General features: G+C 72.3%; 12 protein-coding genes. 6 read left to right on the top strand and 6 right to left on the bottom strand.

The annotated features are described in order from the left end of the window. The first annotated feature begins 63 nt into the window (after positions 1-63). A complete protein-coding gene (locus ABZ374_RS10725) occupies positions 64-702 on the top strand; it encodes a GDSL-type esterase/lipase family protein (protein ID WP_360309200.1) in 639 nt (212 codons plus the stop codon). A gap of 24 nt (positions 703-726) precedes the next feature. Here ABZ374_RS10725 and ABZ374_RS10720 read toward each other — a convergent pair whose 3' ends face one another. Next, positions 727-1,524: a maleylpyruvate isomerase family mycothiol-dependent enzyme gene (locus ABZ374_RS10720; protein WP_360309198.1), complete on the bottom strand. Its 798-nt coding sequence runs from the start codon at positions 1,522-1,524 to the stop codon at positions 727-729. A gap of 319 nt (positions 1,525-1,843) precedes the next feature. Between ABZ374_RS10720 and ABZ374_RS10715 the strand changes: the two genes are divergently transcribed. Continuing rightward, positions 1,844-2,689 (top strand): SAM-dependent methyltransferase, encoded by an 846-nt coding sequence (locus ABZ374_RS10715; RefSeq protein WP_360309196.1) that lies wholly within the window; start codon positions 1,844-1,846, stop codon positions 2,687-2,689. A gap of 31 nt (positions 2,690-2,720) precedes the next feature. On the opposite strand, the gene ABZ374_RS10710 is transcribed toward ABZ374_RS10715, so the two are convergent. After that, positions 2,721-3,617, bottom strand: coding sequence for a Gfo/Idh/MocA family oxidoreductase (locus ABZ374_RS10710; RefSeq protein WP_360309194.1), 897 nt, complete (start codon positions 3,615-3,617; stop codon positions 2,721-2,723). A gap of 164 nt (positions 3,618-3,781) precedes the next feature. Between ABZ374_RS10710 and ABZ374_RS10705 the strand changes: the two genes are divergently transcribed. After that, positions 3,782-4,816 carry an LLM class flavin-dependent oxidoreductase gene (locus tag ABZ374_RS10705; RefSeq protein WP_360309192.1) on the top strand — a complete coding sequence of 345 codons (1,035 nt, stop codon included), beginning with the start codon at positions 3,782-3,784 and terminating at the stop codon, positions 4,814-4,816. A 117-nt stretch (positions 4,817-4,933) separates the two neighbouring features. On the opposite strand, the gene ABZ374_RS10700 is transcribed toward ABZ374_RS10705, so the two are convergent. Both ABZ374_RS10700 and ABZ374_RS10695 read right to left on the bottom strand, forming a co-directional pair. Next, positions 4,934-6,451: an MFS transporter gene (locus ABZ374_RS10700; RefSeq protein WP_360309190.1), complete on the bottom strand. Its 1,518-nt coding sequence runs from the start codon at positions 6,449-6,451 to the stop codon at positions 4,934-4,936. Between the two features lie 156 nt (positions 6,452-6,607). Further along, positions 6,608-7,306 carry a TetR/AcrR family transcriptional regulator gene (locus tag ABZ374_RS10695; protein ID WP_360309188.1) on the bottom strand — a complete coding sequence of 233 codons (699 nt, stop codon included), beginning with the start codon at positions 7,304-7,306 and terminating at the stop codon, positions 6,608-6,610. A 494-nt stretch (positions 7,307-7,800) separates the two neighbouring features. Here ABZ374_RS10695 and ABZ374_RS10690 point away from each other — a divergent pair, with 494 nt between their 5' ends. Beyond that, entirely contained in the window at positions 7,801-8,976 is a 1,176-nt protein-coding gene (locus ABZ374_RS10690) for a hypothetical protein (protein WP_360309186.1), read from the top strand. A 76-nt stretch (positions 8,977-9,052) separates the two neighbouring features. Further along, the gene (locus ABZ374_RS10685) at positions 9,053-9,547 is read left to right on the top strand and encodes a DUF1203 domain-containing protein (RefSeq protein WP_360309184.1); all 495 of its coding nucleotides are present in this window, start codon (positions 9,053-9,055) and stop codon (positions 9,545-9,547) included. On the opposite strand, the gene ABZ374_RS10680 is transcribed toward ABZ374_RS10685, so the two are convergent. After that, complete coding sequence (locus ABZ374_RS10680) at positions 9,519-10,199, bottom strand: TetR/AcrR family transcriptional regulator C-terminal domain-containing protein (RefSeq protein WP_360309182.1); 681 nt, start codon at positions 10,197-10,199, stop codon at positions 9,519-9,521. The two genes, ABZ374_RS10685 and ABZ374_RS10680, sit on opposite strands and share 29 nt — an antisense overlap. A 275-nt stretch (positions 10,200-10,474) precedes the next feature. Between ABZ374_RS10680 and ABZ374_RS10675 the strand changes: the two genes are divergently transcribed. Continuing rightward, positions 10,475-11,932 carry an MFS transporter gene (locus ABZ374_RS10675; protein WP_360309272.1) on the top strand — a complete coding sequence of 486 codons (1,458 nt, stop codon included), beginning with the start codon at positions 10,475-10,477 and terminating at the stop codon, positions 11,930-11,932. Between the two features lie 16 nt (positions 11,933-11,948). Here ABZ374_RS10675 and ABZ374_RS10670 read toward each other — a convergent pair whose 3' ends face one another. Then, on the bottom strand, positions 11,949-12,968 hold the full coding sequence (locus ABZ374_RS10670) for an Lrp/AsnC family transcriptional regulator (RefSeq protein ID WP_360309180.1): 1,020 nt from the start codon (positions 12,966-12,968) through the stop codon (positions 11,949-11,951). Between the last annotated feature and the right edge of the window lie 7 nt (positions 12,969-12,975).

The following is a 12,975-nucleotide window of genomic DNA, read 5'->3' as shown; positions in this document are numbered from 1 at the left end:
GAACCTAACGTGTGGACAGGACCGCTGCCCGGACACGGCCGGTGGATCGACCCGGGAGGCACCATGACGGGCGCGAGACACGAGGTCCCGGTGATGATCGCCGGCGACTCGATCGGTCACGTCGGCAGCGGCGACCGGACCTGGCGATATCGCCTGTGGCGACACCTGCGCGCCCACGACGTGCGGCTGGACCTGGTCGGGTCCGACGACCCGCTCGGCGACATCGAGGCCGAGGTGGCCGAGCACCGACCGGACTACCTGCTGATCCTGCTCGGGGTCGACGACCTGCGGCCGAACATCGATCCGGCCCGGTTCGAGGAGAACCTGCGCGCGTTCATCTCCGACGCCCGCCGGGCCAACCCGCGTCTGCGGATCGTGCTCGGCCACGTGTTGCCCACCCATCAGGCGGGCCCGGACCCGGACTTCGCCGCCCGGGCGGCGGCCTTCAACGCGCGGATCGACGCCCTCGCGGCCGACCTGAACAGCGACGAGTCGCCGATCGTGGTGGCCACCACCGACGCCGAGTTCATCGCGGCCGACCACACCGGGGACGGCCTGCACCCGAACCCGGCCGGCGAGTACCGGATCGCGGCGGCGTTCGCCGACGTCCTCGCCGACCGTTTCCACCTCGGTGTGCACTACCCGCGCCCGTTCCCCAGGGTCTCGGACGCCTCGACGGATACGCCACCCCCGACGAATTGACGGCGACCCCAGGGCGGTTCGGCGCTATACCGGTGGGACGAGGGTGAAGTACCGGTCGGCGGTGTCGCGGTCGCCGGTGACGGTGAGCCGGTCCACCGGGAGGCGGCCCCACAGGAAGAGCGCCAAGTCCGATGCCGTACCGGCCAGTTCGACATCACCGCGCCCCTCGGCCGGGCCGAACCGGACCTCGTCGCCGACCAGACGCAGCGCCCAGTCGCCCGGTCCGTCGGTCTGCCGGAACCGCAGGTGCTCGCCGGACCCGGGCGGCGCCTGCCCCCGCTCGCGCCGGGCCGGGACCATCACCTCGAAGTGCTGGGCGATCGCGTCCGCCGCGAGTTCGGCGTGCACCGGAGCGGCGGCGCCGACCGCCTGCTCGGCGTCCCAGCGGTGCACGGCGGCCTCGATGGTCTGCATGCGCAGCCAGAAACCGACGCTCTGCTCGGCGGACCAGGTCCAGACCGTGCGCGCGGCCGGCGTGTGGGCGAACGCGTCGGCCAACTCGCCCGCCCCGGCGGCGAACCAGTCGACCAGGCCGGGCGGCAACGGCCCCGGGGTGGGCGTGGGACCGCCCGGGGTCGGCCAGCCGGTGCGGTCCTCGGGCAGGGCGTAGATCCCGATGTCGGTGACCGGCGGCGGCTCGGCGAGTGCGGCCACGACGACCCGGGCCACGAAGCGGTGCACGCCGCCGAGGTGCACCACCAGATCGCTCATCGTCCACTCCGGACAGGACGGCACGACGGGCGCCTCGGGAGCGTTCAGACCCCGCCGCGCGGCGGCCTCGAACGCACGAACCTCACGGCGGAAATGACTGATGTGATCCATGGATCGCATTATCGGCGAGCCGACACCCCTTTCGCCGCACCGCTCTCGCGGGTCCTCCGAAGACCTCCGGGGGGACGCGGCGCCCATCGACAGGTTGGAACGCATGGGCGGAATGCCGGAGATCGACCCTTGGTGCGTCACCTGCCACGCGCGTTCATCCGGATGGAGGCGTGGGCGAGGGGGGCGTGTACGTCGCCACCCGCGTCGGCTCGGAACGTCGCGGTTGGTCCCCGGCCCGGGCGACAAAACCCGGTCCGGCACCAATAGGCTTGCCGGCAACGGGAATCGACCATTCCATCAATCCACGGTTGGAGCCTTCATGGCAGACGACTCGCAAACGGCGGACAACGCTCCGGTCGAGCCGAACGACGACTGGCGACCGGTCGGCATCGACATCTCCACGCCCAGCATCGCGCGAGTCTACGACGCGGTACTCGGCGGCAAGGACAACTACCCGGTGGACCGCGCGATAGCCGAGGCGTCGCTGGCGATCGTCCCGGAGATCGGCGATGTCGGCCGGTACAACCGGGCGATACTCGGGCGCGGTGTGCGGTACATGGCCGAGCAGGGCATCCGCCAGTTCCTCGACCTCGGCTCCGGCCTGCCCACCGTGCAGAACACCCACCAGGTGGCCCAGGAGCACTCGCCCGAGGCCCGGGTGGTCTACGTGGACAAGGACCCGATCGTGCTCGCGCACGGCCGGGCGCTGCTCGCCGAGAACGACCGGACCACGGTGGTCACCGCAGACCTGCGCGACCCGGCCGAGATCCTGAACCACCCGGACGTACGGGCCCTGATCGACTTCGACCAGCCGATCGGCCTGATGCTGGTCGGCGTCGTGCACCACCTCAACGACGACGAGGGCCCCGAGCAGATCGTCGAGGCGTACAAGAAGGCGCTGCCGCCCGGCAGTTTCCTCTTCCTCACCCACTTCTGCGCGTCCAGCCCGGACGCGGTCGCGCTGGAGAAGGCGCTGCTCACCGACCTGGGTTCGGGGCGCTTCCGTACGATCGAGGAGATATCCGCGTACTTCGAGGGCCTGGAACCGGTCGAGCCGGGCGTGGTGTTCCTGCCGCAGTGGCGGCCGGAGGAGCCGGTCGAGGAGCCGCTGACCGTCGGTCAGAAGCTGATGGCCGGTGGCATCGCCCGCAAGCCGACGGCCTGACCCACCACACGTGATCGTCGCGGCGCGCGGCTCAGCGTGCCGCGGCGAGTTGTCGTTCGACGCGGGCGACGACCTCCTGGAGGTACAGCCCGCGGCGGACATCGCACACGTGCTCGCCCCCGTCGCGCACCAGGCTCGCGAACTCCGCGCGCAGCACCGCGAACGCGGCCCCGTCGATCGCGGTGGACAGGTCGAGCGCGGCGACCCCGGTCGCCCCGTAGACCTCCACGTCGTAGCGGTGGCCCGCCGCCGCGGCGCAACACAGCACCAGTTGGGACACCGCGCCGCCGGCGTGCACCAGTTGTACCGCCGTCCACCCGTCGCCGGGGGCATCGGCCCGCACCTCCACGACGTCGCCCAGCGCGACGCTCATCAGATCGAACGCGTGCGGCCCCACGTCGAGAATCGCCCCGCGAGCCTGTCGCCACGGCGACGCCGCGAACGGACCATCGAGGAAGGCGCCGGTGACGCAGGCCAGTCGCCCGCCGCGCCACCGGGTGTCGGCGCTCTCCAGGTGGGCCAGGAAGTCCCGTACCCGCGGCGCGTATCGAGCGCTCAACGCGACCATCGAGCCGACCCCGGTCTCGCCGATCACGTCGGCCAATCGACGGGCGCCGTCCAGGTCGTCCGCGATCGGCTTCTCCAGCAGCACCGCCTTGCCCGCCCGGGCCGCCCGCTCGGCCAGCGCGGGCTGCGCCTCGGGGGCGATCGCGAAGACCACCGCCTCGCACCGGTCGAGCAGTTCGTCGAACCGCGCGCACGCCTGGGCCCCATGGGTCTCGGCCAGTTCCCGGGCCGCCTCCGGGCGGCGCGCCCACACCGCGGCGAGCCGGGTCTCCGGCCCGTCCGCGAACACCGGCGCGTGCACCAGACTCGCCCATGGACCCGCCCCGACCAGTCCCACCGCGACCCGCTCGGCCATCGTCATCGCCTCCACCGTGCACACCACCCGACCCCGCCGAGCGAGCGTACCGGCGCGCCGAGCCCGCCCGGCCCGCGCCCCGCCGGCCCGCGGGCCCGCCGCCGTCGCTTGGACCGGCGGGGCCGCGCGGCCCTGGAGAGCTTGCGAGGACGCTGCTAGCTTCCGGCCGCATGAAGTTCTCCATGTCGCTGCCCGTGCTTCGCGACGCCGGCCACGCGCAGCCGTACCACCGCACTTTCGCGCTGGCCCGGATCGCCGAGGAGGCGGGTTTCGACACCGCCACCGTCGGCCACCACCACTTCATGCCGGGCAACATGAGCGATCCGCTCACGCTGCTGGCCGCCGTCGCCGCGCGCACCGAGACGCTGCGGGTGGGGACCGGCATCTTCCAACTCCCGGTGCACCACCCCGTGCGGGTCGCCGAACAGGTCGCCACGATCGACGAGATCTCCGGCGGCCGGGTCACCCTGGGCGTCGGGCTGGGCTGGTGGCCGCTGGAATACACCGTGCACGGATCCGACTTCCGCACCCGGGGCGCGCGGATGGAGGAGGCGCTGGAGATCCTCCGGCTGCTCTGGACCCGGGAGAACGTCGGCTACCGGGGCCGCTTCCACAACTTTCCCGAACTGACCGTGCACCCGCGCCCGGTTCAGGAGCGCATCCCGTTGTGGGTGGCGGGCGTCGCCGACGCCGCCGTCGAGCGCGCCGCGCGGCTGGGCGACGCGTGGTTGTGCGGTCCGGTGCAGTCGTTGGCCAAGGCCCGATCCTGCCTGGCGGTCTACCGGGCGGCCTGTGCGACGCACGCCCGGCGTCCGGACTGGGTGCTGCGCCGCTATGCGTGGCTGGGCAAGGATCGCCGCACGGTGGCCGAGGAGGTGCTGCCCGGATACGTCGGCGGCCTGCTCGAACACTGGCGCGAGTCGGCCGAGGACGCCGACGAGCGGGAGTTGTTCCGCCGCCTGGACGCGGGTGAACGGGTACCCGCCGAGGAGATCGCCCGCGACCGCCTGTTGTGGGGCGACCCCGAGGACGTGATCGCCCAGATCACCCGCTACCGCGACCGCACCGGCAGCGAGCACGTGCACGCCGCCTTCGGCGCGGGGCTGCCGGCCGGGGCGAGCCCGGTGTCCACGCGCGGCTCCTTCGATGAACTGGCCGCGATGATCCGGCTGTTCGGTGCCGAGGTGATCCCGGCGTTCCGCTGACCCGGGCCGCCGGCCCGAGTGTCGGTCGGGCCGGTCGCGGACATGGCGCGGGCCCCACCGCCGGTGGCGATGGGGCCCGCGCCCGGCGGTCGGTGCCGGGTGATCAGCGGTGGGCGATCAGTGCACGAGCACCGGAATCGCCATCTCGTCCGCGTCCTCGTCGTGCGAGGCGACCACCGTGCTGTCGCCGTGCCCGACGGTGATGAACGTGAAGGCGATCGCCGAGGCCAGGGCCAGGATGCCGACCGCCCACCAGATCGCGGTGGCGTAGCCGTGCACCATGGCCTGCATGCGCAGTTGCTCGGCGCCGGCCGAGGTCACCGCGTGCGAGGCCACGTAGGCGGTGGTCGCGCTGGCCGCGATGGTGTTCAGCAGCGCGGTGCCGATCGCGCCGCCGACCTGCTGCGACGTGTTGATCATCGCCGACGCGACACCCGCGTCGCGCGGCTGCACACCGTAGGTGGCCAGGCTCATCGCCGGCATGAACGAGGTGCCCATGCCCAGGCCGAGCAGGATCTGCGCGGGCAGGATCAGCCCGACGTAGGAGCTGTCCACCTCGATCCGGGTGAGCAGCAACATGCCGACCCCGGCGGTCAGGAAGCCCGGGCCCATCAGCAGCCGGGCCGGGACCCTGGTCATCAGCCGGGCGCCGATCTGGGTCGAGCCGGTGATCATGCCCGCGATCATCGGCAGGAACGCCAGGCCGGTCATCACCGGCGAGAAGTCCTTGACGATCTGGAGGTAGTAGGTCAGGAACAGGAACATGCCGAACATCGCGATGATGGCCAGGCCCAGCGAGAGGTAGATGCCGGCCCGGTTGCGCTCGGCGATCACCCGCAGCGGGAGCAGCGGCGCCTTGACCCGGCTCTCCACGAAGACGAACGACGCGAGCAGGACGGCGGCGGCCACGAACAGGCCCAGCGTGCTGCCGGCGGTCCAACCGTGGCTCTCGGCGCGGGTGAACGCGTAGACCAGGGTGCCCAGGCCGACCGAGGACAGCACCACGCCGGGGATGTCCAGCGGCGAACGGTTGCGGGTGCCGGCGGGCTCGCGGATGACCAGGACGGCACCGGCCGCGGCGACCGCGGCGAAGGGGATGTTGACGAAGAAGGTCCAGCGCCAGTTCATGTACTCGGTGAGCACGCCGCCCAGGATCAGGCCGACCGCGCCACCACCACCGGCGATCGCGCCGAAGATGCCGAACGCCTTGGCGCGTTCCTTGCCGTCGGTGAACATCACCGCGAGCAGGGACAGCGCGGACGGGGCGAGCAGCGCGCCGAACACACCCTGGAGGGCGCGGGCGCCGAGCAGCATGCCGGTGCTCGCGGCTATGCCGCCGAGCGCGGAGGCGGCGGCGAAGCCGACCAGACCGACGATGAAGGTCCGGCGTCGACCCCACAGGTCGGCGATCCGGCCGCCGAACAGCAGCAGCCCGCCGAACGCGAGGGCGTAGGCGGTGATCACCCATTGTCGGTTGCCGTCCGAGATGCCCAGGTCGGTCTGGGCGGACGGCAGCGCGATGTTCACGATGGTGCCGTCGAGCACGACCATGAGCTGGGCGAGGGCGATGAAGACGAGCGCTTTCCAGCGCCTGGGATCGGGCATGGCGGTCTGGGGCGGAGCGGTTGCAGACATGGGTGTACTCACTTTGGGGGTGCGTTGCGACGGCGGGCGTCGCAGGGGCGGACGGTGCCCCTCGCCCACGCCGAAGTGGCGAGGCGACGGTGACGAGTTCGTAGTCGTTACGCGGTCACGCGGTATTGCGGTGAAATCGGAAGTCGGTAGGGCGCGTCAGCGCCCGGAAGGCTGCCCCTCGGGCTCGTCGGCCAGGTGTTCCAGGTCCCGCATCGCCACGGTGGAGCCGGACAGCGGGGTGGGGTCGGATGTGCACAGACCGTCGAGCAGCACGTCGAGGTGACGGTGCACGAACCGGTCGTTCACCACGCAGCCGCCCATCCCGGGCAGCGGTCGGGTGAGTTGGGTGATCGCCATCAGGAGATCGCCCGAGCCGACGTCGACGCGCAGCCGGCCCTCGGCACGAGAACGCTCCATCAGCGTCTCGACCAGGTCCTCCAGCCGCGTCCGGGCGGAGATCAGCTCGGGGTGTTCCTTGTCCACGGTCGCGGACACGAGTGGGCACAGCGCCCCGATCCGCTCCCTCATCGCGCCGTGGGCGAAGCGCCGCAGGGCCGCGAAGGCCACCGGCTCCTCGGCCAGGGCCAGCTCGCCCTGCTCGGTGATCCGCTCCAGGACGGAGAGGATCACCCGGTGTGCGAGCTCGCCGCGGTCGGCGAAGTGGCGGTACAGGGTCGCGTTGCCGACTCCGGCACGGCGGGCGACCTCGTCGAACGGCACCTCGGCGCCGTGCTCGACGAACATCTCGCGCGCCGCGGCGATGATCCGCTCGCGATTGCGCCGGGCATCCGCACGAAGGCGCGGACCGCGGTCCTCGACAACGTCGGTGGCGGTGACGGTGGCGGTACTGCCCATGATCCGGCTCCTTCCTGTCGGTCCCGACCGATAACCGGGGAGTGATTCCCCGATTGTGATTCGCTCGGTTAAACGGACAGGAAGTCCCCGGATATTTCAATCATTGATGTGACATGGGTCACAGTCTCCGATGGCGACGGCCCGGTGTGTGATCGCCGTCGCGGCCGAGGGTGTCGGGGCGGGGCTGGAACGGTTCCGTACCCGGGCGCGTCCGTAGTAGGCGGGAGTCGCACCCGGCCCCCCGACCGCGGCTCGGCCCGCCGACCCGGAACCCGTCCGCGGTCGCGCGCGGCGGCCCGTCGGTCGCGAGAAAGCGGTTCGCCGGCCGTGACCCTGGGGGGTCTGCCACGACGTGGGGCGGCCGGCCACGACACAGGGGGACGATCCGTATCGGTATCGCCGAGCCCGGGCGCACTGCCCGGGACAACAGCGCGCGAGGTGGGGGAGGGCACGCGGCCGGTGGGACGGGGGCTGCGGAGAAAGGTGCACGTGGGGTGGCCGCCGGTGGGGTCGGCGTCCGCGAGATCGGTGTCCGCGACGAGGTGGACCCCGACGGCGGGGGTGTCGAGGGTGGGGACGTCGAGGCGGCCGAGGGGGCGCCGCCCGATGTGCCCTCGTCGCCGCGTCGGGGTCGGCTGCGGCGGCGGTGGCGGTCGTGGAGTCGGTGGCGGCGGGTCACCGTGATCGTGTTGTTATTGGTGAGTCTGCCGCTGGTGCCGGTCGGTGCCGCCGCGCTCGCGTTGCGGTTGGAGTACGCGGGCGATCCCTCGGATCAGGCCCGCAGTCGCGGCCGGGATGCGATCTGGCTGGGCCACGCGTGGGTGGACGGGCGCAAGGGCCCGGCCGAACTGGCGGTGCTGGCAAAGCGGTTGCGCGATACCGGCATCCACGACCTGTATGTGCACGCCGGTCCGCTGGAACACGACGGCACGCTGCCGGCGTCGGCGCATCCCGGGGCGCGGCAACTGGTGGAGGCGGTGCACCGCGAGTTGCCCGGTGTACGGGTGCAGGCGTGGCTCGGCGACATCGTCTCGCACGGCGGGCCCGGCCTGAACCTGACCCGTCCACAGGTGCGCGCGGCGATCACCGCGTCGGCCGCGCAGGTCCTGGACGCCGGCTTCGAGGGTGTGCACTTCGACCTGGAGCCGGTGTGGTCCGGCGACGAGGACTTCCTGACCGTGCTCACCGCCACCCACGAGATGACCCGGGCGCGCGGCGTCCCGCTCTCGGTCGCCGCCGCCCAGATCGACCCGCTGCCGTCGCTGCACAACGTGTTCCTGGCGTTGCGCGACCACCCCAAGTGGTGGTCGCAGCGCTACTTCGGCCAGGTCGCGCGCCGGGTCGACCAGATCGCGCTGATGTCCTACGACACCGCGATGCCGCTGGAGTCGTTGTACGGCGGCTACGTCGCGCAGCAGACCGGGCTCGCGCTGGAGGCGACCCCGGCCCGGGTCGACCTGCTGATGGGCCTGCCCGCCTACTACGCGAACTCGTGGGGCCACCACGGCTCGGCCGAGACGGTCGCGGCGGCGGTGCGTGGCATCCGGCTCGGCCTGACCCGAACCGACCTGCACCGACCGGCCTTCGGCGTCGCGTTGTACGTCGACTTCACCGCGACCGACACGGACTGGGCGTCCTACCGCCGCGACTGGTGCCGCCTGGACGAGTGAGCCGGGTCCCGGCAGGCCCGAACGCGGTGTCCGAATGCCGCCGGCACCGCGTTCCGGCCCCGCCCACGCTGGTGCCATGACCACCATCGCAAGCCCACCCGCCTTCGTCGTCCGAGCGATCCCCGCCGAGTTCCTCGACACGGTCCGCGCCGCCGGTACGGACGTCTCCGGCCACCCGGTCGAGCCGCGCGCGGCCGGCGGCGGCGAGCCGCTGCGCTGCTGCCTGCGCGACGCGGAACCGGGCGAGTCGCTGATCCTGTTCGGCTACGAACCCCCGCTGCCGGCAAGCCCGTACCGCGAGATCGGCGCGGTCTTCACACACGCCGAAGCCTGCCCCGGCCCGACCGACGACGGCTACCCGCCGCACTGGCGCGACCGCCCCCAGGTCTTCCGCGCCTACGACGCGCTGGGCCGCATCCACCCCACCTCGCGCGTCCACGACACCGACGCCCCCGAAGGGGCCCTCGCCGAAATCCTCGCCGACCCGGAGGTGGCCCGAATCCACAGCCGCAACATCACCTACGGCTGCTACATGTTCGCCATCACCCGCCCCACCCCGGACCACGACTGATCGTCGCCGGCTCCCCGCCCACCTCCGACGGTTGTCCGTCGGTGGGTGGGGAGGCGGTGATGCCGTTCAGGACGTAGGTCAGGCCGGTGGTGAAGGTGGTGTCCCAGTCGTTCTGCAGCATGTAGTCGTTGGCGCTCAGCGTCGGGTAGCGGTCGTTCAGGTCGTGCAGCCGGCGCTGGGCGGCCTCGCGGTCCTCGGCGGAGAGGGTGAAGCCGGCTCGGGCCACGGTCGCGCCCATCAGGTGGTTGTAGAGCGCCCAGGTGGCGGAGTTCAGGCGCCGGCCGGTGAAGCCCGCCCGGACCAGGGTCGCCTGCAGGAACTCCATCCGGGCCAACAGGTTCGGGCCCAGGGTCGGTCGCTGGAGCAGCGCGGCCGACCACGGGTGCCGCAGCATGGTCGCCCGCCAGTCCATGAGCAGGGCGACGATGTCGGCCTGCCACGCGTCGGGGTCCGGGGCAGGCGCCGGTAGCGGTGTCTCGGCGAAGATCGCGTCGAGCGCGAGGTCGACCACGTCGATCTTGGTGTCCACGTGCCAGTAGAGCGTGGTGACGCCCGACCCCAGCCGCTCGGCCAGACGCCGCATGGTCAGCCCGTCGATGCCCTCCGCGTCGAGCAGGGCCACCGCCTCGCCGACGATGCGTGCCCGGGTCAACGGGGGTTCCTCGCGCGCCGCCCGGGATTCGCGCAGCCACACGCTCTGCGCGCCCCCCGCGGCCTGGCCCTTGGCGTTGCCCTGCTTGCCCTTGATGACCCAACCTCCTTGCTCTTTCCGTGACGGCGAGCCTAGTATCCTGGCCTTGTCGAACGTTGTACCGGTACTAGTACGTTGTTCTAGAGGGGCGGAAACCAGCCGTGCATCAGCGGGAGTACGAGCAGGAACACGAACGGGAACACGAGCGCGCGCCCGACCCGGAGCGGGCCGAGGCGGTGGTCGATCCGGCGGTCGATCGTCGCCACGAGCAGCGGTGGTGGGCGCTGGCCGTGATCACCCTCGCCCAGCTCATGATCGTGCTGGACGGCACCATCGTGAACATCGCGCTGCCCTCGATGCAGCAGGATCTGCACCTGTCGGACGCCGACCGGCAGTGGGCGATCATCGCCTATGTGCTGGCCTTTGGCGGGTTATTGCTGCTCGGCGGCCGGGTCAGTGGGCTGCTCGGGCATCGCCGGACGTTCCGGATCGGCCTGATCGGGTTCGCCGCCGCCTCCGCGCTGGGTGGCGCGGCCGACGGTGCGGGCACGCTGTTCGGGGCCCGCGCGCTCCAGGGGGTATTCGCCGCGGCGATGGCGCCCGCCGCCATGTCGCTGCTGACCCTGACCTTCACCGACCCACGGGACCGCGGCAAGGCGTTCGGGGTGTTCGGGGCGATGGGCGCCGCCGGTTCGGGGGTCGGCCTGCTCGCGGGCGGGCTGCTCACCGAATACCTGGACTGGCGGTGGTGCCTGTGGGTCAACGTGCCGATCGCCGGAATCGCCCTGCTGGGCCTGCCGTTCGTCTACCGCGACCGTCCCTCGGCCGGGCCCGGTCGGCTGGACCTGCCGGGAGCGTTGCTGAGCGTGGCCGGCCTCGTGGCCCTGGTCTACGGCTTCAATCGCACCGAGCCACGCGGCTGGGACGACCCGTTGGTGCTCGTCCTGCTGCCCGGCGGGGTGTTGTTGCTCGGCCTGTTCGTGCTGGTGGAGACCAGGGTGCGCCACCCGCTGTTGCCGATGCGGGTGGTGGCGGACCGCGTTCGTGGTGGCGTCTACCTCACCAGCGCGTTGATGTTGGCGGCGCTGTTCGGCTGCTTCCTGTTCCTGAGCTACTACGCGCAGACCGTGCTGGGCTATTCACCCGTGCGGGCCGGGCTGATCATCATGGTGCTGGTCGCGGGCTCGCTGGTGGGGTCGATCCTGATCGCGGGCCGGCTGCTGGCCCGGGTGACCGCCAGGGTGTTGATGGTTCCCGGGCTGCTCGCGATGGCCGCCGGGTTGTTGCTCCTGTCCCGGTTGACGGCGGACAGCGCGCATGTACTGGTGCTGTATCTGGTGCCCGCGCAGATCCTGATCGGCCTGGGCCTGGGCGTCGTGCTCACCACCGCGACCAGCCTGGCCACCGCGGGGGTGGGCGCGGCCGACGCCGGAACCGCCGCGGCGACCTTCAACGCCGGACAGCAGGTGGGCGGCGCGCTCGGCACCGCGCTGTTCAACACCGTCGCCACCAGCGTCACCGCGACCTGGCTGCGCAACCACGAGGGTGCCCCGGACGCGGTCACGGCGGGCACCGTGCACGGATTCGGCGTGGCCCTGCTGGTGGCCGCCGGCATCATGCTCGGCGCGACGGTGGTCGCGGCCGTGCTGATCACCCCGCGCCCGACCGGGGACGCGCCGCCGTCCTGGTCCTGAGCGCACCCGGCCGGCCTCAGCCGCCCGGCACGGAACCGGGCGTCCGGGGGCCGTGCCGGGTGAGGCTGCCGGTGCGTTTGAGGGTGCGGATGATCGGCGCGGTCTCCACCGCGTCGATGCCCGGCAGGGCGCCGATGCGCTCGGCCAGGTAGGTGTACAGCGACTCGTCGTCCGGACACAGGACCGTGGCCAGCACGTTGGTACGGCCGGTGCCGGCCGCCGCGTAGGCCACTTCGGGGTGGCCGGCCAGGGCGGCGCCGGTGCCGGCCAGATGGGCGGGGCGTACCGACATCCACATCGCGGTGGTCGCCGGGTTGCCCAGGAGCCGTTCGTCGAGGTCCAGGACGAAGAACAGCGCCCCGGCCGTGCGCAGGTGGGTGATCCGGCGGCGCGCCGTCGACTCGTGGCAGCGGGCCTCGGCGGCCAGTGCGGCGTGCGAGGCCCGGCCGTCGCGGCTCAGCACGCCGAGCAGGACGTGGTCGAGGTCGGTCAACTCCAGCGGCGCCGCCCGGGCGTCGGGTGTCGGGTAGGCGGGGGCGAGCGCCGCCTGCTGTGCCGCGTCGAGCGGTTCCCGGCCCAGCACCACCGCCGGACCGTCCCACGTGCTCGGGCCGCCCTTGAACATCCGCAGCAGGCGGTGCGCGGTCATCGAGACCACCCGACGGCCGGCCGGGATCCGCTCCAGGAGCAGCGCGTCCCGGTCGTCGTCGCCGGCACCGGCCACGACCAGGTGGCAGATGATCTCGGTGCCGCCCGAGGCGAGCCGAACCCAACGGGTGTCCGACCGCTCGGCCAGTGCCCGGGCCAGACCCGGGGCCGCGCTCGGTACGCACTGGAGTCGCAGTACCCACACGCTCTGCCCGACCGGCCGGGGATTGAGCCGGCCCACCACACGCAGCCCGGCGCTCTCGCGCAGCCGGGTGTACCGGCGGGCGACCATCTGATCGGAGACGCCCAGTACCGAGGCGATCCGGCGCAACGGAGCCCGTCCGTCGATCTTCAGTGCATGCAGAAGCTGCAGATCGAGGTATTCCACACATCCG

This window comes from Embleya sp. NPDC005971, from assembly GCF_040629175.1.
Classification (GTDB): domain Bacteria; phylum Actinomycetota; class Actinomycetes; order Streptomycetales; family Streptomycetaceae; genus Embleya.
This window is presented reverse-complemented; position numbering and strand designations above follow the sequence as displayed.